Source organism: Prochlorococcus marinus str. NATL2A, from assembly GCF_000012465.1.
Taxonomy (GTDB): domain Bacteria; phylum Cyanobacteriota; class Cyanobacteriia; order PCC-6307; family Cyanobiaceae; genus Prochlorococcus_B; species Prochlorococcus_B marinus_B.
The window spans coordinates 1,309,297-1,333,204 of sequence record NC_007335.2 but is presented as its reverse complement, the minus strand read 5'-3'; the positions used below and the strand labels follow the sequence as shown (position 1 = coordinate 1,333,204).

The window sequence follows — 23,908 nt, the reverse complement described above, 5'->3', positions numbered from 1 at the left end:
AAGCACTGAAGTCACTGAGATATAAACGCTCAACAGAATGTTAATGGCGGGAGCCGTGGCGGGATTTTGATAAACCCGCTTTTTTAATGTCTTCGATTAATATAACTGAATTAATAGCCCTTTTATTTCTTATTTGTTTATATGAAAATGAGCCGCCAAAGGCAGCCCATATCGTAAAATCTAAACCAGGTATAAGTCTAGTTTATTTGATATTATAATGCTTTTAGCTACTTTTGTTATTACTTTAGTCGCTTATATAGTTAGTCAGATTTATAAGCTCACGCAAAATAGAAACGCCTGGAAAATCTCAAATGACTAAAGTCATTCACTCTAATTTTTTACTGTCGCAGAAAAAATGACTTCCGCCTTTTCAAAAATAGAAAAGAATCAATCTTGGTATCTAATGCCTTCTTTGGTGCCTAAGTTGGCACTGTGTTTGTAAATGCTCCAGATAGAATTCAATCTATATTGCATAGAGCTGGAATATTAAAAAAGCTAATAAACAAATGATGGAATTAAGGACGGGTGAAGCTGCTTCGATGCTTGCTAAAGGTCATAGTTGAACCGTTACAACTACCGAAATAGCCGAGAAATACGGCTTAAGTAGACGGTAAGCGAGGCGAGTCACTGCGAAGGCAATGGATTTGATTGTTCAAGACTTTGAAGAAATCAATATTGAGCGGCCGCAAATGGTGGAAAAAATACTTGTAAATGTCGAACAAGGTATGCAAAAGGATTATTCAATAACCAATCAAGTGGCGTTGCTGCCTGTGCAAAGCAAATAATTTCACTGGCTGGATTGGCTGATAAGTATTTGCATAACAATCGAGGAAGAAAAGTCTGGTAATGAATATTGGTTATAAAAATTGTTTTAATATAAGATGGTAAAAATAAGGCGTTGTTCTTTTATTATTAACTGATCAGAAGAAATTTAGATGACAAAGCAAAAACTAAAATTTTATCGAATCTAAATTAGTGAAGAAGATTTATAAAAAGAAAAATTGTGTGGGATTACCTTCTTTATGTGAATTAGAAGAATTTTCTAATTTATTGAAAGAAGCTTGGGCCTCAGAAGTTCTCACTAATAATGGACCTTTGCTACAAAAGTTAGAAAAAGAAATTTGTAAATCATTGACTATTGAACATTATATAGCTGTAAGCAATGGCACGGTCGCATTGCAATTAGCAATAGAAGCATTGGAAATAAAAGGAACTATTCTAGTTCCTGCCTTTTCATGGATAGCTAGTGCGGCTGCTGCAGGTTGGCAAAAATGTAAAATAAAATATTGTGACATTGATGAAAAAACATTGAATATTTGTACTAATTCAATTGAAAAAAATATTGATTCAACAGTAGAGGCAATTATGCCAGTTCATGTATTCGGTAATCCTTGTAATATCTCGGCTTTAAATATTATTGCAAAAAAATATAATCTAAAGTTGATATATGATGCTGCTCATGCTTTTGGTACAACATTAAATGGTAGATCAATCTTATCTTATGGTGATATAAGTTGTGTGAGTACACATGCAACAAAAATTTTTAATACAGCAGAAGGAGGAGGTGTTATTTCAACTTCAAAAATCATTAATGAAAAGATTAAATCACTTAGGTTCTTTGGCTTTGATGAAAATAAAAATTTAGTACGGGCTGGGATTAATGCAAAAATGAGTGAAATACATGCGGCATTAGGTTTGGCTAACCTTAAGCATTTTGTAAAAACAATAAATCATAGGCGGAAGATTAATGATGTATATAGAAATCAATTGCTTAAGAATAGAAATATTTCTCTTCAAGAAATAAATGAAGGTTCTAATTGTTCATACTTCCCAATAATCCTTGATAGTGAATCCACTTGTATTAAGATTATCAAATTATTAACTAGTCATAATATATTACCAAAAAGATATTTTTATCCTTCATTAAATAAAATAGGAAATATATTCTCAAATGAAAAATGTCCTGTCTCAGATTCTATTTCTGAGAGGATAATCTGTCTTCCTTCTCACAATAATGTAAGTACAGAAGATGCTGTATATATATCAGACCTTATTTGTAAATCTAATTAAATAGAATCTTATCAAACTTTAGAAGATTGATTTTATATGTTTTAAGACACTTTCTATTTTCTAATGGGATAATGTGATTAATCTAAAAATAGTAACTAAATAATATTTAGATGGATATTAAAAGTTAGGAGATAAATACCATGATTTTTGCTCTAGTATTTATGCCTTAGATTCAAAGTGATTAGTTATATTTTTGTAAATTAATTAATTTCTCTTTTGATTTGGTTCTTATTTGATGAGAGATATCTTCTTTGTATGAATGAATGCCAATTTCTTATATATTTATATGTATTCCTCTGGCGAGTTGGCTTTGGGAGGATTTTTATTATCCTTTTGTTTATAGCCTGCAAAAACTACGCTTCCCCAAGGTTGATTCTCGAGCATTCTTGCAACTGGAATACCTAAATGAATTGCTTGATAGAATGTATTACCCATGCTAAAAAAAAAAGATAAATTATGACATCTATATTTTTTACAATTGCCATATAGCTATCAAATAGAACACGAGGATTAATTATAGTTCCCTTTAAGATTAATTTTGTATTTTTTCACCTTTAATAAAAGTCATATAAAAGTAAGAACTTATAAATCTAATTTGAAGGTAAAATTTTTATAGTTTTGAATTAATATCAGTATAAAGTTTTTCCAATTCGATAGTATATTTATAGGGATCAAAACAGGAAGATTGTTTGTTTTTTAATTTATTGCGTATGTGCTCTAGCTTTTTTTTGTTTGTTGCAAGTTCATATGCTAATGATTCATAATCGTATTCATTATATGTGATTAAACCATTTAGATCCAACGCATTTAGAAAACCAGCTGATGCTCTGGAAGAATTTGTTTTCCCAGCTAGAGTTATAATGGGTAATCCTGCCCATAAAGAGAGAGCACCAGTAGTGCCAGCATTGTAATTAAAAGTGTCTAGAAATAAATCACCATATTCATGCCTGGATAAATGATCATTCAAATTCATAAATTCTGCAAATACTATTCTTTCTTTGTTCATAGATTGTTTATTTAATTCTGAATATAAATTCTCTATTGCGGCTTTATGTGGTTTTATTAACCATAAAACACTGTTATCAATTTTCTTTAATAAACGCATCCAAATATCAAATTCTTTTCTAGTAATCTTTTCAGTTCTATTAAAACAAGTAAAGACAAAACTATCTAAGGGAAGTCCTAGCTCTTCTCTGCTAAATTTTTCAGTTGATATGTGTTGAGTATCATCAATAGGAATTATATTATCCGGTAGATATAAGATCTTTTCAGTATAAAATTTCTTATCTTCTTCAGGAACTATTATTTTTTTAGTAATTCTAAAATCATATGATTCTGACCCCATTGTTCCTGGGTAGCCAAAATAATTTATTTGTATTGGAGCGACACGATATTCGAAAATATACTTTCTACGTGACTTTGTAATACCATTTAAATCTATAGCTATATCTATTTGATCATCTCGGGCTATATTAACTATTTCAATATCATTTAGATCACTTACTTCTCGAAAACAAAAAACAGCATTCTTTATTCTTTCTGTATAACCATCACTTTCTTTTCTAAGACTATAGGCATATATATTAAATCTAGAACTATCATGTAATTCAAATATCCTTGCTAAAAAAAATGATACTGCGTGATTTCTAAAGTCAGATGAAAAGTAACCTATATTTATTTTACTATGACTATAAGAAGTTAGATTGGGCAATGTGTCACTTTTATTTATCTGACTATATTTAATCGCTAGCTTTAATTCATTTTCTGGATTATCCTCTAAGTGCATTAAGTGAAATGGGTTAATAATAGTTTTAAGATCTGTTTCAATAAGATTTAAATCAGCTGAATATTTTTCTATCTCATCCCAGTCACAAAGTATTAATAATACAAACAGGAATGTTGAAAGATAGTCTAGATTATTAGGTTCAATCTCTATACTTTTTTTTAATACTTTCTTTGCTTCTTGTAATTTACCAAGATCTTTTAATAGATTTCCTAGATTGAAATGCGCCTCTGCATGATCAGGATTAATTTGAATTGCTTTGCGGTATGACAACTCTGCGTCTTGTAAATTACCAAGATCTTTTAATACATTTCCCAGATTTGAATATGCGTCTGCATGATCAGGATTAATTTGAATTGCTTTGCGGTATGACAATTCTGCGTCTTGTAAATTATCAAGATCTTTTAATACATTTCCCAGATTGGAATATGCATCTGCGTAATTAGGATTAATTTGAATTGCTTTGCGATATGACAATTCTGCGTCTTGTAAATTACCAAGTTCTTTCAATATTATTCCCAGATTGTAATGTGCATCTGCGTAATTAGGATTAATTTGAATTGCTTTGCGGTATGACAATTCTGCATCTTGTGACTTACCAAGATCTTTTAATACATTTCCCAGATTAGAGTAAGCCAATGCGTAATTAGGATTAATTTTAATTGCTTTGCGAGTATATAATTCTGCATCTTGTAAATTACCAAGATCTCTTAATATTGCTCCATAATTAGAAAAAACCATGTGGTCAGAGAAACCTTGATTAATGAAATATTGATAATTTTTTGCTGCTTCTTTTATATTGCCTTGTGAATGAAATTTAAATGCTTGATTAATGATTTGATCTTTGGAAGGTTTAGTAATTGTATTGGTATCTTTTTTCTTTATAGTTTTACTCTGGTCTCCAAATCTTTTTTGTTCCTTTGAAGTATTAGAAGCGCTATTAGTCGTAATAGTGATGTTTTCTTTAATTTCACCTAAAGCAAAAGAGACTGGGAATGTTTTTACTTTAGAGCCTTCTTGCTTTTGATTCTTTCTTTCTTCGGTCAAATTATTTATTTTGCAAAGGATCTATTAGTGAGAATTATACCTTGCATTGAGGGGTTAACTTTCAAAATAAATTGATCCTTTTCAATCTAAGTAGTACTCGATCTCCAAGAAACAGAAATCTTCGAATCCGCTTGGCTCCATTTAGAGATCCCTTGTACAGCCTGGTTTTTAGACTATCTGGATTTAGTACTTAGAGTGCGTGTTCCGTTGTTTGGTGTGATTTTGGTGCGAAAACTGCTTTGCGGCTGAATGTGTTTCCGTGTGGGTTTTGGCTCTGACGACCTCCGAGCAGCCCTTGAATTGTGAGCTGATTATAAAGATTAATGCTATGGCAAAATCTCTAGATACTATAAACACTCAAGAGAAAAACTAGACGAAAATAAACCCAAGCAAGCTATATAAATATTAAAAAATAAGTGATATTTATCAGGAGTAATGTGTAAAATAGAAATACACTAAAGCCGCACTAAATTGAATATTCTACTGATAGGACAATGTACTCTTCACTGGGGAAGAATGGAATATGGAAATATAGGTAATTATTATATTATTGAGTCGTTAATACAAGGAGTTAGAAGAGTTTTTCCTACAGCTACTCTAACGACAACATTTCAGCTGTCTAGGGAATTTTGCAAAAGAGAGAATATAACTATATTACCAATGGAGTATTATTACGGGTGGTCGGAATGCGATTTAACTACAGCCAAGCATGAACTCAATATAGCGCGGGAATATTCGAAGAATAGTTTCATAAAAGAGATGACACCTTTTATAAAAGAAGTTTTCAAATCTGAATTAGTTATTGATTTTAGTGGTGATATTTGGGGTGATAATTCTAATTTTTTAGGGGAAAATAGATTTCTTATTGGTTTAATTAAAGATCGCGTTGCACAACTTTTAGGAAAAAATGTCGCAATGATAGCAGGATCTCCAGGTCCATTTTCAAATAAAGAGACACTGATCTTTGCACAAGAGGTATACAAATCTTTCGATTTAGTCACTAATCGCGACTCAATAAGTACAAGAATCTTAAAAAATAATAACTTTGATACATCTAAAACCCAAAGCCTCTCATGCCCATCTTTTTTGTTCAGCAATAATAATAGAATTAACATCCTTAATGAAAGCTTCAAAAGTAGTAAAAAATTAAATCAAAATAAGCCTGTTGTTGGTTTCATATTATGTGGATGGAATTTCGTTTCAGGACCTTTTGATAAAAAAGTGAGGCCTGACGAAGATTTTATAGTTTTCGCAAAAACTATCGAACATATTACTTCTAAATTGAATGCTAATGTTGTATTAATGTCACACTCGAATGGTTTTAATATTGATCCAAAAATACCATTCAAATTAGAGCATGGACGAGACTACTTCATTATTAAACAACTTGAACAACTTCTTGTGAAACGTGGCTCTATTCAAGACGTTCATACAATCAATGATGTCTATGATGCGCGAGAAACTAAGTCGATTATCAGCAATTTTGATATGTTAATCAGTGGTAGAATGCACGGAGCGATTGCAGCTTTAGCTGAATGCATCCCAACTGTAATAATAGATTATGGCCACGAGCCTAAAGCACATAAATTACAAGGTCTAGTTGAAAATCTAGAAATACAACAATATCTTGCCAACCCAGACTCATACGAAGATTTAAAGCAAAAAACCAATACCTGTTTTGCTAATAAATTAGAATATAAAAAACACCTTGAAATCCAAATTCCAAAAATAAAAGCAATGGCAAATCAAAACTTTGATCTCCTAAAACAGCTAATTTATGGGTAAAACAATAGCAATAATGCAGCCTTATTTTTTGCCATATATTGGATATTGGCAGCTAATGAAAGCGTCTGACATTTTTGTAGTTTATGACAACATTAAATACACAAAGAAAGGATGGGTAAACAGGAACAGATACCTAAGCAACGGTAAAATTAAATTATTTTCTATTCCTTTAATGAAAGCCTCGAATTCGCTGCAAATTAAAGATCGTTATTTGGCCGAGACATATAAATTAGAATCGGCAAAAACATTAAGAAAAATCAAGGATGCGTACGCCGTATCAAAAAACTTCCATCCGTGCTTCAATTTAATTGAAAGATGTTTTAACGCAAATGAAAATAACCTTTTTGAATTTATATACAACTCAGTGGCTATTTTTAAGGACGTATTAGGTTTAAGGGCTCAGTTGGTTGTGTCATCCTCAATTGCGTGTGATCACTCGCTGAATTCGGCAGAACGTGTAAAGGCTATATGCACTGAACTTGGTGCAGAAAGCTATATAAATCCAGTGGGAGGAGAGCATTTATATGAAAGGGATGATTTCCAGAAGTTGGGCATAAATCTACGTTTTTTGAAACCAAGGATAGAAGAATATCCACAACTATCCTGCCAATTTCAACCGTATATGTCGATTTTAGATATCTGTATGTCATGCACTTTTGATGAAGTGAAAAATAATATTATTTAAAGTAGACATTAGAATTACCTCAAATGCTTCAGTTCATCCATTTGCAATCAATTCATTCATGTATTTGATGAAGATTGAAATAAATAGACCAGGTCAAGCCAAGGCCTTGAGAATTAAAAAATTTTTATATAATTTAAGCGATGATTTTGAGACTCCTTTAAGACTAAGGTTAAATCTAGAAAATTATTCAATCAAACTTGCAACTCTCGCATATAATCTATTTGCAGTAAGGAATGTATCTGACGTCGGCCACTCTGCTTTTTATCTGAATTATCGTGATTCGAGCTTATTTGTTTCTTCCATTGCTGTAGTCAAGACGTATCGCCGAAAAAGATTGGGATCACTATTAATATCGCGAATTGAGGAATTTTCCCGTGACCACAATATCACGAATATAAAGCTAGAAGCCGAATCGAGATCAAGCGAGGTTGATCAATTTTATAGGAAAAACGGATTTAACCTCATTGAAAATTTTTACACAAAAAAGCTTTAGAGGTTGTCTGTGGGAATATTCACGCTAGATGCAAAATATATTGATTCTGAGGAATACAACAAAGCTTTAGCAAGAGCAACCCCTAAAAGATCCATTTACAAGAGCTTCTACTATTTTTTGGATAGAAAGTAACAGAGAACCAATAACACTTTTTATCGAGAAGTAGGTCTGACGCATCAATTTGCTTCAGTTCTGCCGTAAAGCCATTGTCATTACTAGGCCGCTTTGGCGGGATTAGTGGCGGGATCTTGCTATATTATGCACAATATCAAGCGGTATCAAGCAAGATCACCGATTTACCAGAATCTCTCCAATTGCTTGGTATAACTAGTAAAAACCACACATGGGGCCATAGCTCAGCTGGTAGAGCACCTGCATGGCATGCAGGGGGTCAGCGGTTCGAGTCCGCTTGGCTCCATTCTTCAAAAGTGTTGACATTAAAGGAATTAGAGCTTCATCCTCAAAGGTCTTAAAGCCCGTCTCAAGTAAATTTAGTGCAAAAGTTAGTGCATTTAGATATATAAACTTGCGATAGCAATTAGTGATGGATTTCTAGCCAATAGTAAATATAGATAGTATATTTATCTATATTTACTATAATGTATATATCTACTAGTAAAAAATAATTTCTTTTGAGTATTTCTATGCTTTATGTATAAAGTTGTAGCCTGCTCTTCTTCAGATGGGGCAATCTTCGAATCTATTGTCAAGAATCAGAATTATAAAGGCTATCAAGTTACTAAATTAGTCGTTGATAGAGAATGCGGTGCAATAGATAAAGCAAAAAAAATATAAAATACCTATAGGTTATGTTGAATCTGAGGTCTCCAATAGTGTGAAGTCAGATCAACTTGATAAGTTATTGCCTTTAGATACAAATCTGATTGTACTTGCAGGTTATATGCCGATTATTAGTAGTAAAATTTGTGCGAAATGGAAAGGTAAGCTTATAAATACACATCCTTCCTTATTGCCACGTTATGGGGGGATAGGAATGTATGGAGTAAAGGTTCAAGAAGCTGTTATGGCAGCTAAAGAAATTTATGGTGGATGCTCAGTTCACTATGTCTCCGAAAAAGTTGATATGGGAGATCTGATTAGGCAAAAATCAATCAAAATTAATTATGAGGAAACTCCATGGCAACTAGGAGGACATATTAATAAACTTGAAAGGGATTTAATTGTAGAGGTGAGCATGTTTTTGAAATCTAAATGTATTACTAGTTAAAATGTATTCTGATATCCACCACCTGCGGTATTGGCTGCTATTTAATTGATTTATTTAATTAAATAAATCTTTATTTCTACCATCTTTTTTTGAGATGTATAAAAATTTTTTAAATATATTGTAAGTAAAAATATTTATTTTAAAGGCTTAATATAGCCCATTGACTAATTTTATTTTTTTATAATCCGTATTTAACATTTTATTTTATTCTGTAGATTCCTTGTCTTTTGATAGATAGTAATTTTTGAATTCCATAATACCCTTCTCTCCTGATAGTTTGATTGGGTACCCACATTTTTCAATAACTCCTATTGCTATTTCTTCAGCAAGAGCTTCTTTGTTTATATTTTTAAAATTTTTTCTTTTGTTAAATACTTGATTATTTTCTTTTAGGGAAAAGTTCATAGAGCTTTCCTTGGATAGTCCAAATCCAATGGAGTTGCAGAATTTTTTGGTATATGATCGAGATGCTTTTTTTATTAAAGTAGAGTCAACACTTTCTGATGCATATAATTCATCTGTATGAAAAATAAACAATGTTGAAATTATTAAAATAATAAAGGCAAATAGCCTCAAATTTATTTTTTTGAACAAAGTTTTCATAATCTATTAGGAAAAATAGTAAAATGATCTACTAAAATACATTGACTAATAGATTTTATAATATTTGTAGTAGACCCTTATAATATTTGAACACAATTATCTAAGGAAGACTAGCAAGACTAGCTTTTTTAAAACAGATTGGGACCAGGTTATATTTCGGAATCTTTTGTTCATGTGAATTCAAAATTTGTTTATTTGGCAATTAGCTTCTCTAATCACGCACTGTGATTTATGATTCTCTCTAATGTATAAGTTGATTAGGAAAGGTCATTGTGCTAGGAATAGTTTTCCCCCCTGATTTATTGCAATCTGCTTCCGTTGCTTACATTCATTATTTGAGCTTTATGCTCTGTTTTGGAGCTTTGTTGTTTGAACGTATCTCATTGAAGGTTGATCCAAATAGGCAAGAAGCAATATCTATGGTCATTGCAGATATTATCTATGGAATTGCTGGGATTGCTCTGTTGGTAAGCGGCATTTATAGAGTTATAAAGTTTGGGCAGGGCTCTGAATTTTATACAGAAAATCCTATTTTTTGGATTAAAATAATAGTCTTTGCTTTAGTTGGATCTCTATCTCTTTATCCGACAATTACATATGTTTTATGGGCAATCCCTCTCAGCAAGGGGACTCTTCCTAAAGTTACGGAGAATCTGGTTTCAAGATTAAGATTAATAATTAATATTGAACTAGTTGGCTTTGCTTCAATTCCTTTTTTAGCAACACTTATGGCAAGAGGCGTGGGATTGGCTTGAGTGGATTGAACTTATTAAGCTTTTTCTATAGATCTATTTTCTTGAATTGATTAGCCCCAATTCAAAATATTAGTTTTTCTACACTTGCTTAGAAAACAGTCACTTTAACTAGTTATGGCGCTTGATTAGAGGGCAAATATACTTTCTTGGCCGTAAATTATCTCTTCTACGCTTTAATGAACTTCGTCGATCATCACTCTTAACTTTAGAAAACTTGGTGTCTTCGGATTATTTTAACGCTCCCTGCTGGATTCGAACCAGCGGCCCACTGCTTAGAAGGCAGTTAATGTTCTCTCGCAAAGCATTGGCATGACTGGGTTTAGAGCTAAGTATTGTAAAGCAACTCTCAGGATAGTTCGCAGGATATCCCTAGCAATATTTATTAAGACTATTCGTTATTTGACTTCATTCTAGCGTTTTATTTGTTATTTGTTTATACATAAATAAGAGCCACAAATGCAGTGCCTATATCGCAAATTGAAACCAGATAAGAAATCTAATTGAATTGTAATTATTGGGTTATTCAGCTACTTTAATTATTACTTTGACTGTTTATATGATTGATCAAATTTATAAGCTCACGCCAAATAGCAACGTAGAAAATCTCAAATGACTAAAGTCATTCACTCTGATTTTTTAACTGTCGCATACGCAATGACTTCCGCCTTCTCAATAATAGAAAAGAGTCAATCTTGGTATCTAATGCCTTCTTTGGTTCCTGAGTTGGCACTTTGTATTCACATGCTCCAGAGGGAATTGAATCTACATTGCATCGAGCTGGAATATGAAAAAAGCTAATAAACAAGAGATGGAATTAAGGGCAGGTTTTCCTGCTGACTTGCTTGCTCAAGGCTACAGCTGCATTGTCGTAACGAGCCGAGTGACCCAAGAGTACGAATTAAGCAGAGGGCAAGATCGAAGGATCACAGCCAAGGCAATGGACTTGATTGTTCAAGACTTTGAAGAGATCAATATTGAGCGGCCGCAAATGGTTGCAAAACTACTCGTAAATCTTGAACAGGGGATGCAGAAAGGACTTAGACTTATCAATAACCAATCCAGTGGTGTTGCTGCCTGCTCGAAACAAATAATTTCCCTGGCTGGATTAGCTGCTGATTCCTCGTATAACAATCGAGTTAGAAAAATCTAGGATGCACTCAGTTTTTAGTTTTACAAACCCAGAATTGATACATTCCTCTGAAAGTATTTGGATGCTTCTCTTCAAACTTTGCCCAGTTATCTAAGTTGGTTTGTTTTTTATCTTCAGGGAAATAGTTTTTGTAGAGAGATTTAGTCGATTGAGATAGCAAAAAGCCTAAGAATTTCAAGGATCTTGTCTTCAATACTTCTTGGAGTTGACTTAGATAAATATAATGTGCTTGATAATGAAAGAAAAAATCACGAAACTCGGATGAAGAGTAGAAATCCCTGAAGTTGACAAAATCTTTATTTCCAGGATACTTGCCTGAAAAAACTTCCTCTCTGAATAAATGAATATTTTCTAAAGTAGGTTCCAAATTCCTTGAGGCAATATGTTGGGCGGCAGCAATTACATCTTTGATCGCAATTCTGCTATACAAAGCTAGCTTGAGAAAACCATTTTTATCAATACAATCCAATAAACAATCTAACCCTAAATTAGGTTCTTTCATGTGATGTAAAACACCACCACATTCAATAATATCGAATTTAGTCTTTAATAAAGAAACCTCTAAAATATCCATTTGAATTAATTCAACATTATTAATTTTAAGTTCATTTATTTTTCTTTGAGCGTAAGAAAGACTAGATATACTTAAGTCGATACATGTTATCTGAGCATTTTTATATCTCTGTGCTTGTAAGATTTGATTACCAGTTCCACATCCAGCAATGAGAACCTTTAAATTACTATCACTTAAATTTTGACTTATAAAGTTAGGTTTAATTTCATTGTTAATTGCTTGACTAATAGAGACTTTATGACTTCCTAAGTTGCTTCCATATCTCCATCTGGGAAATGGATTTTCTTCGTATTGAGATTTCACCTTTTGAGAAATATCATCATAAATAAAACCTATTTTTTTTATACTTTTAGACAATTCTATTTCTTCTAAGGGCTCTAATATTTGTAATTTGATAAGTTCTTTTAAGCTTTGATTAGAGGAATTAAAAGAATTTAATGATGGCAACTTATCAAGAAGTTTATATAAGGGAAAATAACAAGATAGAATTGAAATATTTGTTTCACTTATTTCGCCATTAATACATCTATTCATTATTGTACTAAGAAATGAATCTTCCTCTTCTGATAGTGAGTAAATATATTCATTTAGGAAGCATTGTTCTCCTAAAGCAATAATAAATTGTAATTCAGAGTAATCTATTTCTTCTGTGTTATTGCTAATCACTTCGCATATATATTTTCTTATCCTAGTTAGTATTTTCTCCAATCTAAGATCCTTAAAAGTTATTTTTTTAAGTGCTTTCATTATAAGTTTATCATTAATAAATAATTTAAATGATTCCTCTTTAAATAAATCTGAATCAAGTTTTTCTAAATGAGAGATTATTTTATCATTATATAAAAAGTTAAATGCTGCAAATAATTCGTTATGTGTGATGTCATTTCTTTCTAATAGAAGATTTAAAATATCTATAAGTTTAGTGTGATTTAGTAGAGATGAATTTGAGTTTCCTAGAAAACTTGTTATGGTCTCGTAAATATTAGGAAATTTTGGATCAATTTTAGTTACTTTTACATAACAATCAAATGCTTCTTTTGATCTGCCAAGATTTTGTAGTATTTTTCCTAGATTGAATTGCGCTATTGCGAAATCAGGGTTTTGTTCAATTGCTTTGCGAGTTAATATTTCTGCTTCTTTTAATTTACCAAGATCTAGTAAAATTGCTCCATAATTAGAGAAAACTCTGAAGTCTTTCAAACCTTGGTTGATGAAAAGTTGATAATATTTTTCTGCCTTTGAAATGTTTCCTTGTGAATGGAACTTAAATGCTTGATCAATTATTTTTTCTTTTGAGGGTTGAGAAAGAGTATATGTATTAAGGGTCAGATTTCTATGATCTGCCCCTAAATCAGCTGGAACAGGGAATGTTGAGACCTTGTAGAGTTGTTTGTTTTTCTTGTTATCTGATCGCTTCATTTTTTCTTCTTGTACTGGTTTTATTAATTTAGTTTGTTCATTTTCTTCTTATCCTAAAGTATTGAATTAGTGTAAACATTAACTAGGGAAATTGATCCAACCCGTAATGATGTATTTTTTTCCAGCTTTTAATATGTTACCTCTGTGGGCATGTGTCCATTCAGCAGGCCAAATTAAAGTTAAGCCTTTTCGAGGTTCAATTTCCAGATCATAGTGGCTGAAATATGTTGAACCTCCTTCTTTTACATCATTTAAATATGTCATAAAAACAAAAACGCGATGAAGAGTTCCTATTCCTGTTCGCTCAGTGTGGATTTCCTTAAAATGCTGGCCTGGTGTATATCTTTGTAGATTAAAAGACCCAATTTCATATTTTTGACAAAGATTGTTTATAAAAGGCCATTGAGAAATGTAATCACTATGACATTCAAAAAGTTTTTCAAAGTATTTTTTGAAAACCTCATTTCTAGGTAATATTATTTCTTTTGGCCTAATGACTATGTCAAAACTATCTTTTTTATTAGTATTTAAACCACTTCCCGTTAATCCTTTTTTTTGATTTGCTTTATTTGATTCAAAATACTCTATGAGATCATCGCATAATGAAAGTGGTTTTATGATCCAAGAGCTAATAAAATTAGGGTGTAGATTTGAAATTGGTGTGTTTAATCTTTCCATTAAATTTCAATTTTCATAGAATTAGTTGTGTGGTTAAAGATAATTGAACCATAGCCTTCTTTTATTTTTTGAAGTCCTTCTTTGTAATTTCCAATTAAGGTCATCGTAACTCCCATTTCTGCTATCGCTTTTTTTAAATCTTTTTTTAAATCTATAGCTTTCTGGTAACAGTATATAGACTCATCTAACTTGTTTAGATATTTCAGGATGATACCTAGATTGTAATGAGCATCAGCTAAGTCAGGATTAAGTTCAATCGCTTTGCGAGTAGATAATTCTGCTTCTTTTAATTTACCAAGTTCAATTAATATGTTTCCAAGATTTAAATGATCATTTGCAATATAAGGATTGAGTTCAATCGCTTTGCGTGTAGATAGTTCTGCTTCTTTTAATTTACCAAGATCTATCAAGATGGTTCCCATGTTGGAGTGCGCCATTGCGAAATCAGGTTTTAGCTCAGTTGCTTTACGGGTTAATAATTCTGCTTCTTTTAATTTTCCAAGATTTCTTAATATGCCTCCGTAATTAGTAAAAACTCTGTGATCCTTGAAACCTTGACTTATAAAATTTTGATAATATTTTGTAGCTTCTCGAATATTTCCTTGTGAATGAAACTTAAATGCTTGATTTATTATTTCTTCTTTAGAATGTGTGGTCTTTTTATTGCTTTTCTTTTTTGACTTTTTCTGTTCTCCAAAACCGCTCATGTTTTAAACTTGCAGGGTCTTTTATTTTCTTCGATAATACTATCCTCCTAAGGAACTTGATAGAAATACATTGCCTTCATTAATTAGGCTGGGGATTATCTTCTTGCAAAAGGAAGTAATTAGTTCAGATCCATTATGCCTTATGAGTTTTTTTAGCCTAGTTTTCTGATTTTACGAACGCTTCTGTGAACTTTTAGATTTTTCAAATAATAATCACTGCTGACAACCGATTAGGGACGTACGTCTGACAGCATATTGAGTAGTTGGGACAAAAAAAAGACCTCAGATGTCTCACCTTTTTTCCAACACTTACTTAGTCGAATTACTGTAATCTCTTGGTATCACATTGGTTTGAGTACGCTCCCTGCTGGATTCGAACCAGCGGCCCACTGCTTAGAAGGCAGTTGCTCTATCCAGCTGAGCTAAGGGAGCCAAAACAGATCTTTAAAATAAAGACGACAAAACGCACCTTGATTTCAAAAACCAGCTCTTTAAGAGTACATACTCATGCAGCCCACCACAAGCAGAATTAAGCAGACCAACAATAGCTTGGTTAAGGCTTGCTTGATATTGAGTCTTTTAAAAGATAGGAAAATTAAATTTATAACCAAAGAATTAAGTAGGGATATAGATTTTGGGTGATGAGTTCTTTGGCTTTCTAAATTTTTGTAGGAGTTTTTATAGGTTGAGAATTTTTTTTACTACTTCTTATGATTAAGTCTTATCTTGGATATATAGAAATAATAGAGATGGTTTCAAGAAGATTGACCAAGACACAAAAGACTGAAATCCTAGAGGCATATAGGTCTGGAGATAATACTAATGCCTTAGCAGAAAAATATAATTGCACTCCAAATACTATAAATAGAACAGTCAAAACTCTTTTGTCTGAGAGTGAATATACACTTTTAAAGAAAAAAAGATCAAAGATCATCAATAAAAAAGAGAAATTGGTTGAGAATGAAAAGGTAAAACAAGAAAAGGAAGATTTAGAAAATGAAAGTTTATTAATTTCATTTAAAGAAAAAATTAAAGAAGAAGATCAATATTTAAAGGTAAATGAGGAATATCATAGACTTGGTGTTGATGAAATTACTTCTTTAGACCCTGAGGATGCTGATGGATTTGTAGAAGATCAATATTCCGTTATTCAAAAAAGTAAAGATTATGATAAGGATATAAATAATCAAAACTTTGATGATAATTTCGAGGAAATAGCCCCCCTTGTTTCTGGTTTTGATTTTGACCTACAGAAGCAAAAATCGGATTTTGAGATACTTGATTATGAATGTCTTCCAGAGAGCGTTTATATGATTGTTGATAAGAAAGTAGAACTAGAGTTACAACTTATTTCTGATTTACCAGAATGGAGCTTTTTGCCAGAAAATGAATTGCAAAGAAAAGCAATTTTATTATTTTCTAATCAACGTTCAGCAAAAAGAATATGTTCTAGAAGTCAGAGAGTTATTAAGATCCCAAACACAAGCGTTTTTAAACTTTCACAGTCATATTTAATCTCAAAGGGAATCACTAGATTAATTCTTGAAGATTCAATAATAGGATTGGATAATTAATCATTGTTAAAATTTTATCTTGGTTTAATTGTTTGATTATTTTTAATAATTAATACTGAAGTTAGGCCTCCAGAAATTAATCCTAAAGTAAATGATGTACCCATTAAGAAACCAATTGGAAGATCTACCGTTTTATTAATAATCAGATCTAAACTATATTTTTTTTCTAGATTTTGGGATCCAAGGCAAAGAAATAAAATTAGAAATATTGCGGTGGAAATATTTAGAGTTAAAAGTTTTAATCTAAAAAACATTTAGAAAATTTGATAATTAGAATTTATCTTTTAATTAGCATCAAGTGAAAAAGTTTATTTGTCAAGCCTCTTATGTAATTTGGAGTAAAGCCATTTTTTTTTATATCCTGTTTCTTCTGCGACTTTTTGCGCTGCAATATTAGATTTTTCTCCTTGATTTATTAATGTATTAAGCTTATTTAAGGCTTCTGATTCACTTACTTTATTCTGTTGCTTATTATTATTTCCTCCTAAAACTATTGTGAATTCTCCTTTTGGCTTATTTGTAATAAAATATTTTGTTACCTCCTCAATTGTCTTACCTATTGACTCTTCATATCTTTTTGTAAGTTCTCTCGCGATTTGAATAGGGCGTTCTTTTCCGCATGAAATAGATAAATCCTCTAAAAGTTTGATTAATTGATGAGGTGATTCATAGATTACAGTCGTTCTTTGTTCTTGAGAAATATCTTCCAAACGTTTCTTCCTAAGGCTTTGTTTTTTTGGTAGAAACCCTTCAAAGCAAAATCTCTCTGAGGGCAATCCACTTATTACTAACGCTGTTGTTGCTGCACAAGGCCCAGGTATGCAAATCACTTCATAACTATTAGATCTTGCAGCATGAACAAGTTCTTCTCCTGGGTCATTGATCCCTGGCAAGCCAGCATCACTAATTAAGGCAAGACTCCCACCACGTTCTAGGATTTCTAATAATTGAGATTGACGACTTTTGAAATTATGTTTGTGATAGCTCAGTAGTGGTACTTCAGATTTTATTATTTTCAATAATTGTCCGCTTCTACGTGTATCCTCACAAGCTATTCGAGAAACATTCTTAAGTATTGACTTTGCCCTTGGTGATAAATCGCCTAAGTTACCTATTGGCGTACCTACTAGGTAAAGAGTCCCTGGACAAGGTTCTGATCTTTCTTGTTGAAGTTGCTTTTCATCAATTAAATCCATTATGTCTATTGATCTTGTTGTGCCAAAAGAGGTCGAATTACCGACTTTATTGGATGAGCTTAGAAAGCTTAGCTGGGCTTCCGCTGATGTTTTGATGGCATATGCAAGAGGTGGTGAACCTCCATATGGCTTCCCTAAATCATTAAATGTAGAGGAAGGCGGGGATGGCCCAGTATCTGCAGCTGACATGGCAGTGAATGAATTATTGATCTCTGGATTGAAGGATAATCTCGCTTTCAAAGAATGGGATATTTTAAGCGAAGAAACTTCTAAGGAGAAAACTTTTCAGCAAGATAATTATAAAAAAGATTGGTGTTGGATTCTTGATCCATTAGATGGGACAAAGGATTTTCTTCAAGGATCTGAAAACTATGCAGTTCATATTGCTTTGGCGTACAAAAAAAAGCCAAAAATCGGGATAGTTTTGATACCTGAAAAGAATGAATTATGGTTTGGAATTGTTGGGATTGGTGCATGGTTTGAAGATCGTGATGGCTCTAAAAACCACTTTTCTTTTAGTGATAGATTGGATATTTCGAAATTGATACTAGTTTCAAGTAAAAATCATCAACAATCAAAACTTAATAACCTTCTGTCAACTCTGTGCTTTGGTGAGACAAAAAAAATAGGCAGTGTCGGTTGTAAAGTTGCTTCAATCTTGAGGGGAGAAGCAGATGTTTATATCTCTCTATCTGGAAAAACTTCACCCAAGGATTGGGATATGGCTGCTCCACATGCTCTTATTGAGGCGGCTGGTGGTATGTTCTCTCATGCAGATGGAAAAAATTTAGTTTACCAAGAAAAAAACTATTCTCAATCTGGTTGTTTAATTGCAAGCCATGGAAAATCTCATCAAAAGATTTGCCAAAAAGCTATGGATTTTTTCTCTCTGGAAGAACCTAAATACTTCGTCTAATTTTTAAGTAAGAGGGGCAACAGGAGTAGGAGTTGGCTCAGGGTAATTGCTCATTCCACCATTTTGAGAGACTCCTCTCAAAGTTAAATTAATGCGCCCACGATTATCTATTTCTCTTACCCTTACAGTCACTTGGTCTCCAACTTTTACAACATCTTCAACTTTTTCAACTCTTGCTTCGGATAATTGAGAAATATGTATCATTCCTTCTTTACCAGGAAGGATTTCAACAAAGGCGCCAATTGGAATGATTCTTGTGATAGAGCCAGGGAAAATTTCTCCCTCATGTACTTTTCTCGTTAAACCTTCAATAATCCTCTGCGCTTCTTCTGCAGCTGCTCCGTCATGAGATGCAATAGTGACAATCCCTCCATCTTCTATATCGATTTTTGTGTTAGTTCTCTCTGTGATCCCCTTTATTGTTCTTCCTCCAGGGCCAATAACAGTTCCTATGAGCTCTGGATCGATTCTAAAGCTTAACAATCTTGGGGCATGAGGAGATAAGTTGTCTTTTGGTGTCTCAATTGCATCTAGCATTTTTCCTAATATGTGTGTCCTCGCAGGAAGTGCTTGATTAATAGCTTCCCCAATTGTCTCAATTGGAAGTCCAGTTATTTTCATATCCATTTGCAAGGCTGTAATTCCTTTTTCTGTCCCTGCAACTTTGAAATCCATGTCTCCAAGAAAGTCTTCAATGCCTTGAATATCAGTCAATATCCGTACTTCTTTTCCTTCTTTGATTAAACCCATAGCTGCTCCACCTACAGGGGCTTTTAATGGGACTCCTGCATCCATAAGTGCAAGAGTACTTCCACATACTGAAGCCATAGAAGTAGAGCCGTTTGAACTCAAGACTTCGCTAACAACTCTTAAAACATATGGGAAAGTATCTTTTGCTGGTAGTACAGGTATTAACGCCCTTTCTGCTAAAGCTCCATGACCAACTTCTCTTCTTCCAGGAGTTCGCATTGGTCGAGTCTCTCCCACTGAGTAAGGTGGGAAGTTGTAATGATGTATGTAGGTTTTATCAGTATTAGGGTTTAAATCGTCCATTTCCTGAGCATCGCTTGGAGTGCCCAATGTTGCAGTGGAGAGGACTTGAGTTAAACCTCTTTGGAATAACGCTGATCCATGAACTCTATTAGGTAAAACTGCAGCATCAGCATCAATAGCTCTTACTTCATTTAATTCTCTTCCATCGACTCTTTTACCTTCTTTGATTATCTGCTCTCTCATTAACTTTTTAGTTAAAGCTTTATAACTATTTTCTAGGAGCTTGTTATTTAAAGAAAGAGATTTTTTTACAGCATTATCATCTTTTAGTCCATCTATTTTTGCAGAAATACTTATCTTTATTTCTTCGATTTTATTGTCTCTCTCTTCCTTTGTTTGATCAAAGTTCTTTAGAACTTCACTAATTGATTTTGTGCAGTTTTTATCTAAATAGGTTGATATAGTGTCATCAATCTCAGGGGCTTTAGGCATCTCTTGCTTGATTCCAGATTCTTTTAAAACTTCTTTTTGAGCATTGATTAATTCAGTTATGGCTTCGTAGCCAAAATCAATGGCTTCAATAACGTCTTGTTCTGAAAGTTGATTGGCTCCTGCTTCAACCATTACTACACCATCTGGAGTTCCAGCAACTACAAGGTCTAGATCACCTCTTTCTATTTCTCGATAACTAGGATTCAGGACAAAGTCATCACCCAAGAGCCCAACGCGAACAGCAGCCATAGGTCCTTGGAAAGGAATACCTGCCATTAATGTTGCCATTGAAGCTCCAGTAACAGCCAAAACATCCGCTGGAACTCTCTCGTCTAAGGAGAGGCATGTAGCAACTATTTGGATATCGTCTCTCATCCAACCTGGGAAAAGAGGTCTCATTGGACGATCAATAAGTCGTGAAATTAAAGTTGCTCTCTCAGGAGGACGCCCTTCACGACGCATGAAACTCCCTGGAATCCTTCCTGCCGCATATAGCCTTTCTTCGTAATCACACATTAAGGGTAAGAAATCAACCCCCTCTCTTCCTGATGATTTTGTTGCTGTTACTAGGACAGAGGTGTCCCCACACTCAATCATTACTGAACCACCAGCTTGTGGAGCAAATCTCCCTGTAGTGAGCTTTATCTCTCTACCATCGAAAGAAACGGATTTTGTCTGACCTTGCACGTGCCTTTATAGCTTTTTGTCTTCAGACATTCTTACACTTAATGGGACTAATTGAGTAAAAATTTCGATAGATTTGTTTTCTAGAGAAAACATTTACAACAATTACTGAAACTATAAACTAAAAAAAAAGTGGGAGATATAATCTTTCCCACTTGTTAGGTATAAATGAATTTATTGTTAGTTTTTACCAGCTGGATTTTACTACTCCTGGCAATTCTCCGTTATGAGCTCTTGATCTAAGTTGATTTCTGCAAAGTCCAAAATCTCTATAAACTCCTCTTGGCTTTCCTGTAGCCCAACAACGATTTCTAATTCTATTTGGTGCACAATTTCTAGGCAAAGCTTGTATTTTTCTATGGATTTCTAGTCTTTCCATAGGATCCTTGGCTGATTTGAAAGCCTCAATAAGAGATTTACGCTTAGCTGCGTATCTTTCTACTAGTTTCTTGCGCTTTACATCACGCGCTATCATTGACTTTTTGGCCATTAAAGGGCTTATCTAGCTCATTTGATAAACATTTTAACTCCTTACCTGATTGTTTTAAGAAATTGCTAGAAATTTATTTTCAAAATATTTTTTAATTCAAAATAACAAACAGTTTGAAGTTATTGTCTGTGAACAAACTGTTGAACTAATGCTAGCTGAGTAGTATCTCGGATTATCAAAACAACACTTAGTCCTACAAGTAAAACAAATCCTGATTGCATAAAAGCTAATTGAATTTTTTCAGGAACAGGCTTCCCTCTGATACTTTCTAGAATTAGAAGTACAAGTTGTCCTCCATCTAGCAGTGGCAACGGTAACGAGTTAAGAACTGCAAGGTTAATTGAAACCAAAGCAGAAAAGAGTACAAGACCTGAGCCCCCTTGCTCTGAGAGCTGAGCTCCAATTTCAACAATTTTGACTGGACCACTTAACTGCTGAGCCGTTGAAGAGAAATTAGTAATCAAGCTTTTATAGCCAATAACTGTTCGACTTAGTAATTCATAAAATTGTGAATTCGAGCTATTAAATATTTCTCCAATATTTTTTGCTTTCGATACTTCATTAGGAAGATTTGGTTGCAATTGAGCTCCTATCCTCCCATTCCCTTCGTTTTCAGCTGGAATTATAGAAACTGTATCGTTTGCTCCTTCATTAACTCTTTCAAAAAGTAATTCTTCCCCCGATGAATTTTGAATGATATTGACTAAATTCATAATCCCCTCCTTACCGCTTCCTAATTCTTTCCCGTTTACGCTCATTATTCGATCTCCAGCCACTAATCCAGAATTAAATGCAGGCTCATCTGGTTGGATTCCCATGATTATTACTCCTGGCTCAGGTTGATTAGGAATTCCTACAAAGCTTGCTTGACCAATAAGTACAATCCATGCAAGTAATAAATTTGCTATGACACCCGCTGAAATAACTATTGCTCTTTGGTGAATTGGTCTATTCTTTAAAAGATCTGGGTCATTAGGTTGAACTAGTGAATCAGTTTCTTCATCAGGAAAGGAAACGAATCCACCTAAAGGAAGCGATCTAAGTGAATAAGTAATACCATTTATTTCCTTTTTCAAAAGAGCTGGTCCGAAACCAATTGAAAATCCACTGACTTTAATTTTTTGAAGTACTGCTGCTAAAAAATGACCAGATTCATGAAAAAAAATCAGAAGGCCAAGTACAGCTATAGATAAGAGAACGTTCATTAATTAGATTTTGATTGGGTTATTCTGGCTTTAATTTGTTTGAACCGAAGTAAGGTATTAAGGCTTTTGGCAAATTGATACTTCCATCACTTTGTTGACCATTTTCCAAAATCGCAGCCATAGTGCGACCAATAGCCAATCCACTTCCATTTAATGTATGCAAAAGTATATTTTTTTTATTGTTATCTTTTGTTCGTATTGATGAACGTCTAGCTTGAAAATCTCCACAATTACTGCAACTAGATATTTCTCTAAAAGTGTTAGCACCTGGAAGCCAAACCTCCAAATCATAAGTTTTTTTTGCTGAGAAACCTAAGTCGCCTGTGCAAAGTTGAATTACTCGATAAGGTAGTTCAAGTTCTTGCAACACAGACTCTGCATCAGATGTGATTTGTTCTAGAGCATCTTCAGATCTTTCTGGAGTAGAAAACCAATAAAGTTCAACTTTATTGAATTGATGAAGTCTGATCAGACCTCTCGTATCCCTTCCGTAACTTCCCGCTTCTCTTCTGAAACAAGGGCTATAAGCAACGTACCTTAATGGCAGCAAATCTCTAGGGATGATCTCTCCACGATGGAGAGATGTTATTGGAACTTCAGCAGTAGGTGTCAGCCATAAATCATCATCAGCACACCGAAAACTTTCTTCTGCAAATTTTGGTAACTGTCCAGAACCAGTAAGACTGGCTGTGTTAACAAGAGCTGGAGGAAGAACTTCTAAATATCCTTTTTTAATATGTAAATCAAGCATGAAATTTATAAGTGATCTCTCAAGTTTTGCAGCGTGCTTAAAAAGGGTTACAAATCGACTTTTTGCTATTACAGAAGATCTCTCACTATCCCAGAGGTTTAATTGATTAGCAATTTCCCAATGCTCTTTTAAAGTATTTCCCGAAATAGGTTCTCCCCATCTTCTTAGTTCCTTATTATCTTTTTCGTTTTTCCCTTCCAGAGAATTCTTCTCTGGAAGATTCGGTAAGCAAAGGATTTGTTCATTTAATTTATTTGAAATTGATTTCTCTTCCTCTTCAATTATTCCAACTTGTTTTTTGATTTGATTGCCCTTAACACGAAGATTTGAAATCTCCTCAGAATCATGAGGAAGACCTTGTTTTATTTTTTGTCCAACCTCTTTCCCAATTGAATTCCCCTGTGCTTGTAGAGAATTTCTCTTTTCTTCTAGCTCTTTAAGATCTTTGCAGAATTTTTGTAGAGGTCCTAAGTCAACATCCATTCCTCTTGATTTAAGCCCTTCCGAAATTAAATTAGGATTTTCTCTTAGAAGTCTCTGATCTATCACTATCTAAATGAGGAAGTAGTTTCAGCCTAATCGTTAATTGCTCCTAAATTAATCACACTTGTTAGATTCTTTCAAATCAAG

At 33.3% G+C, this 23,908-nt stretch carries 24 protein-coding genes and 3 tRNA genes; 13 read left to right on the top strand and 14 right to left on the bottom strand.

Features of this window, described 5'->3' with window-relative positions:
* Window positions 1-638: 638 nt before the first annotated feature.
* Both PMN2A_RS10845 and PMN2A_RS07330 read left to right on the top strand, forming a co-directional pair.
* Window positions 639-785 (top strand): hypothetical protein, encoded by a 147-nt coding sequence (locus tag PMN2A_RS10845; protein ID WP_011295060.1) that lies wholly within the window; start codon window positions 639-641, stop codon window positions 783-785.
* 190 nt (window positions 786-975) lie between these two features.
* Complete coding sequence (locus tag PMN2A_RS07330) at window positions 976-2,070, top strand: DegT/DnrJ/EryC1/StrS family aminotransferase (RefSeq protein ID WP_011294914.1); 1,095 nt, start codon at window positions 976-978, stop codon at window positions 2,068-2,070.
* A gap of 282 nt (window positions 2,071-2,352) precedes the next feature.
* Here PMN2A_RS07330 and PMN2A_RS10840 read toward each other — a convergent pair whose 3' ends face one another.
* Both PMN2A_RS10840 and PMN2A_RS07325 read right to left on the bottom strand, forming a co-directional pair.
* Complete coding sequence (locus PMN2A_RS10840) at window positions 2,353-2,505, bottom strand: hypothetical protein (protein ID WP_187146443.1); 153 nt, start codon at window positions 2,503-2,505, stop codon at window positions 2,353-2,355.
* 175 nt (window positions 2,506-2,680) lie between these two features.
* Complete coding sequence (locus PMN2A_RS07325; RefSeq protein WP_011294913.1) at window positions 2,681-4,900, bottom strand: tetratricopeptide repeat protein; 2,220 nt, start codon at window positions 4,898-4,900, stop codon at window positions 2,681-2,683.
* Window positions 4,901-5,371: 471 nt separating this feature from the next.
* Between PMN2A_RS07325 and PMN2A_RS07320 the strand changes: the two genes are divergently transcribed.
* The 6 genes from PMN2A_RS07320 (at window position 5,372) to PMN2A_RS07300 (ending at window position 9,091) form a co-directional block, all read left to right on the top strand.
* Window positions 5,372-6,685 carry a polysaccharide pyruvyl transferase family protein gene (locus tag PMN2A_RS07320; RefSeq protein ID WP_049752680.1) on the top strand — a complete coding sequence of 438 codons (1,314 nt, stop codon included), beginning with the start codon at window positions 5,372-5,374 and terminating at the stop codon, window positions 6,683-6,685.
* Entirely contained in the window at window positions 6,678-7,370 is a 693-nt protein-coding gene (locus tag PMN2A_RS07315) for a WbqC family protein (RefSeq protein WP_011294911.1), read from the top strand. Before PMN2A_RS07320 ends, PMN2A_RS07315 begins: the two co-directional genes overlap by 8 nt.
* A gap of 58 nt (window positions 7,371-7,428) precedes the next feature.
* Window positions 7,429-7,863, top strand: a complete 435-nt coding sequence (locus PMN2A_RS07310) for a GNAT family N-acetyltransferase (RefSeq protein ID WP_011294910.1) — start codon at window positions 7,429-7,431, stop codon at window positions 7,861-7,863.
* Between the two features lie 345 nt (window positions 7,864-8,208).
* Window positions 8,209-8,281, top strand: a tRNA-Ala gene (locus PMN2A_RS07305).
* Window positions 8,282-8,514: 233 nt separating this feature from the next.
* Window positions 8,515-8,658, top strand: a complete 144-nt coding sequence (locus tag PMN2A_RS10835) for a hypothetical protein (protein WP_187146442.1) — start codon at window positions 8,515-8,517, stop codon at window positions 8,656-8,658.
* Window positions 8,659-8,698: 40 nt separating this feature from the next.
* The gene (locus PMN2A_RS07300; RefSeq protein ID WP_011294909.1) at window positions 8,699-9,091 is read left to right on the top strand and encodes a formyltransferase family protein; all 393 of its coding nucleotides are present in this window, start codon (window positions 8,699-8,701) and stop codon (window positions 9,089-9,091) included.
* Window positions 9,092-9,295: 204 nt separating this feature from the next.
* Here PMN2A_RS07300 and PMN2A_RS07295 read toward each other — a convergent pair whose 3' ends face one another.
* Window positions 9,296-9,694, bottom strand: coding sequence for a hypothetical protein (locus PMN2A_RS07295; protein WP_011294908.1), 399 nt, complete (start codon window positions 9,692-9,694; stop codon window positions 9,296-9,298).
* A gap of 272 nt (window positions 9,695-9,966) precedes the next feature.
* On the opposite strand from PMN2A_RS07295, the gene PMN2A_RS07290 reads away from it, so the two are divergent.
* A complete protein-coding gene (locus tag PMN2A_RS07290) occupies window positions 9,967-10,449 on the top strand; it encodes a DUF2214 family protein (protein ID WP_011294907.1) in 483 nt (160 codons plus the stop codon).
* Window positions 10,450-10,686: 237 nt separating this feature from the next.
* Here PMN2A_RS07290 and PMN2A_RS10345 read toward each other — a convergent pair.
* Window positions 10,687-10,752 (bottom strand) — tRNA-Ser (locus tag PMN2A_RS10345).
* A gap of 306 nt (window positions 10,753-11,058) precedes the next feature.
* Here PMN2A_RS10345 and PMN2A_RS10320 point away from each other — a divergent pair.
* The gene (locus PMN2A_RS10320) at window positions 11,059-11,247 is read left to right on the top strand and encodes a hypothetical protein (RefSeq protein ID WP_144043287.1); all 189 of its coding nucleotides are present in this window, start codon (window positions 11,059-11,061) and stop codon (window positions 11,245-11,247) included.
* Window positions 11,234-11,599 carry a hypothetical protein gene (locus PMN2A_RS07285; protein ID WP_011294906.1) on the top strand — a complete coding sequence of 122 codons (366 nt, stop codon included), beginning with the start codon at window positions 11,234-11,236 and terminating at the stop codon, window positions 11,597-11,599. Before PMN2A_RS10320 ends, PMN2A_RS07285 begins: the two co-directional genes overlap by 14 nt.
* A gap of 7 nt (window positions 11,600-11,606) precedes the next feature.
* On the opposite strand, the gene PMN2A_RS07280 is transcribed toward PMN2A_RS07285, so the two are convergent.
* From PMN2A_RS07280 to PMN2A_RS07265, 4 genes are all read right to left on the bottom strand, one after another.
* Window positions 11,607-13,592, bottom strand: coding sequence for a methyltransferase domain-containing protein (locus PMN2A_RS07280; protein ID WP_011294905.1), 1,986 nt, complete (start codon window positions 13,590-13,592; stop codon window positions 11,607-11,609).
* A gap of 78 nt (window positions 13,593-13,670) precedes the next feature.
* Entirely contained in the window at window positions 13,671-14,270 is a 600-nt protein-coding gene (locus PMN2A_RS07275; RefSeq protein WP_011294904.1) for a 2OG-Fe(II) oxygenase, read from the bottom strand.
* Window positions 14,270-14,977, bottom strand: a complete 708-nt coding sequence (locus tag PMN2A_RS07270) for a tetratricopeptide repeat protein (RefSeq protein WP_011294903.1) — start codon at window positions 14,975-14,977, stop codon at window positions 14,270-14,272. Before PMN2A_RS07270 ends, PMN2A_RS07275 begins: the two co-directional genes overlap by 1 nt.
* 358 nt (window positions 14,978-15,335) lie before the next feature.
* A tRNA-Arg gene (locus PMN2A_RS07265) sits at window positions 15,336-15,409 on the bottom strand.
* 278 nt (window positions 15,410-15,687) lie between these two features.
* On the opposite strand from PMN2A_RS07265, the gene PMN2A_RS07260 reads away from it, so the two are divergent.
* Window positions 15,688-16,551: a hypothetical protein gene (locus PMN2A_RS07260; protein ID WP_011294902.1), complete on the top strand. Its 864-nt coding sequence runs from the start codon at window positions 15,688-15,690 to the stop codon at window positions 16,549-16,551.
* A 14-nt stretch (window positions 16,552-16,565) separates the two neighbouring features.
* Here the strand turns inward: PMN2A_RS07260 and PMN2A_RS07255 are convergent, their stop codons facing one another.
* Window positions 16,566-16,805 carry a hypothetical protein gene (locus PMN2A_RS07255; RefSeq protein WP_011294901.1) on the bottom strand — a complete coding sequence of 80 codons (240 nt, stop codon included), beginning with the start codon at window positions 16,803-16,805 and terminating at the stop codon, window positions 16,566-16,568.
* A 54-nt stretch (window positions 16,806-16,859) separates the two neighbouring features.
* The gene (gene rsmI, locus PMN2A_RS07250) at window positions 16,860-17,747 is read right to left on the bottom strand and encodes a 16S rRNA (cytidine(1402)-2'-O)-methyltransferase (RefSeq protein ID WP_011294900.1); all 888 of its coding nucleotides are present in this window, start codon (window positions 17,745-17,747) and stop codon (window positions 16,860-16,862) included.
* Between the two features lies 1 nt (window position 17,748).
* Here rsmI and PMN2A_RS07245 point away from each other — a divergent pair, with 1 nt between their 5' ends.
* On the top strand, window positions 17,749-18,663 hold the full coding sequence (locus PMN2A_RS07245) for a 3'(2'),5'-bisphosphate nucleotidase CysQ family protein (protein WP_011294899.1): 915 nt from the start codon (window positions 17,749-17,751) through the stop codon (window positions 18,661-18,663).
* Window positions 18,664-18,666: 3 nt separating this feature from the next.
* On the opposite strand, the gene PMN2A_RS07240 is transcribed toward PMN2A_RS07245, so the two are convergent.
* From PMN2A_RS07240 to serS, 4 genes are all read right to left on the bottom strand, one after another.
* Window positions 18,667-20,835 (bottom strand): polyribonucleotide nucleotidyltransferase, encoded by a 2,169-nt coding sequence (locus tag PMN2A_RS07240; RefSeq protein ID WP_011294898.1) that lies wholly within the window; start codon window positions 20,833-20,835, stop codon window positions 18,667-18,669.
* Window positions 20,836-21,019: 184 nt separating this feature from the next.
* Window positions 21,020-21,322, bottom strand: a complete 303-nt coding sequence (gene rpsN, locus PMN2A_RS07235) for a 30S ribosomal protein S14 (protein WP_011294897.1) — start codon at window positions 21,320-21,322, stop codon at window positions 21,020-21,022.
* A gap of 119 nt (window positions 21,323-21,441) precedes the next feature.
* Window positions 21,442-22,527 (bottom strand): RIP metalloprotease RseP, encoded by a 1,086-nt coding sequence (gene rseP / locus PMN2A_RS07230; RefSeq protein WP_011294896.1) that lies wholly within the window; start codon window positions 22,525-22,527, stop codon window positions 21,442-21,444.
* A gap of 19 nt (window positions 22,528-22,546) precedes the next feature.
* Entirely contained in the window at window positions 22,547-23,827 is a 1,281-nt protein-coding gene (gene serS, locus PMN2A_RS07225; protein WP_011294895.1) for a serine--tRNA ligase, read from the bottom strand.
* Window positions 23,828-23,908: the final 81 nt, after the last annotated feature.

Excerpts from the sequence above, each read along its gene's own strand:
- PMN2A_RS10845 (WP_011295060.1), top strand. The coding sequence starts at position 639 with ATGGATTTGATTGTTCAAGACTTTGAAGAAATCAATATTGAGCGGCCG.
- PMN2A_RS10840 (WP_187146443.1), bottom strand. The coding sequence starts at position 2,505 with ATGGGTAATACATTCTATCAAGCAATTCATTTAGGTATTCCAGTTGCA.
- PMN2A_RS07315 (WP_011294911.1), top strand. The coding sequence starts at position 6,678 with ATGGGTAAAACAATAGCAATAATGCAGCCTTATTTTTTGCCATATATT.
- PMN2A_RS07310 (WP_011294910.1), top strand. The coding sequence starts at position 7,429 with ATGTATTTGATGAAGATTGAAATAAATAGACCAGGTCAAGCCAAGGCC.
- PMN2A_RS10835 (WP_187146442.1), top strand. The coding sequence starts at position 8,515 with ATGTATAAAGTTGTAGCCTGCTCTTCTTCAGATGGGGCAATCTTCGAA.
- PMN2A_RS07295 (WP_011294908.1), bottom strand. The coding sequence starts at position 9,694 with ATGAAAACTTTGTTCAAAAAAATAAATTTGAGGCTATTTGCCTTTATT.
- PMN2A_RS10320 (WP_144043287.1), top strand. The coding sequence starts at position 11,059 with ATGACTAAAGTCATTCACTCTGATTTTTTAACTGTCGCATACGCAATG.
- PMN2A_RS07285 (WP_011294906.1), top strand. The coding sequence starts at position 11,234 with ATGAAAAAAGCTAATAAACAAGAGATGGAATTAAGGGCAGGTTTTCCT.
- PMN2A_RS07280 (WP_011294905.1), bottom strand. The coding sequence starts at position 13,592 with ATGAAGCGATCAGATAACAAGAAAAACAAACAACTCTACAAGGTCTCA.
- PMN2A_RS07275 (WP_011294904.1), bottom strand. The coding sequence starts at position 14,270 with ATGGAAAGATTAAACACACCAATTTCAAATCTACACCCTAATTTTATT.
- PMN2A_RS07270 (WP_011294903.1), bottom strand. The coding sequence starts at position 14,977 with ATGAGCGGTTTTGGAGAACAGAAAAAGTCAAAAAAGAAAAGCAATAAA.
- PMN2A_RS07260 (WP_011294902.1), top strand. The coding sequence starts at position 15,688 with ATGATTAAGTCTTATCTTGGATATATAGAAATAATAGAGATGGTTTCA.
- PMN2A_RS07255 (WP_011294901.1), bottom strand. The coding sequence starts at position 16,805 with ATGTTTTTTAGATTAAAACTTTTAACTCTAAATATTTCCACCGCAATA.
- rsmI (WP_011294900.1), bottom strand. The coding sequence starts at position 17,747 with ATGGATTTAATTGATGAAAAGCAACTTCAACAAGAAAGATCAGAACCT.
- PMN2A_RS07245 (WP_011294899.1), top strand. The coding sequence starts at position 17,749 with ATGTCTATTGATCTTGTTGTGCCAAAAGAGGTCGAATTACCGACTTTA.
- rpsN (WP_011294897.1), bottom strand. The coding sequence starts at position 21,322 with ATGGCCAAAAAGTCAATGATAGCGCGTGATGTAAAGCGCAAGAAACTA.
- rseP (WP_011294896.1), bottom strand. The coding sequence starts at position 22,527 with ATGAACGTTCTCTTATCTATAGCTGTACTTGGCCTTCTGATTTTTTTT.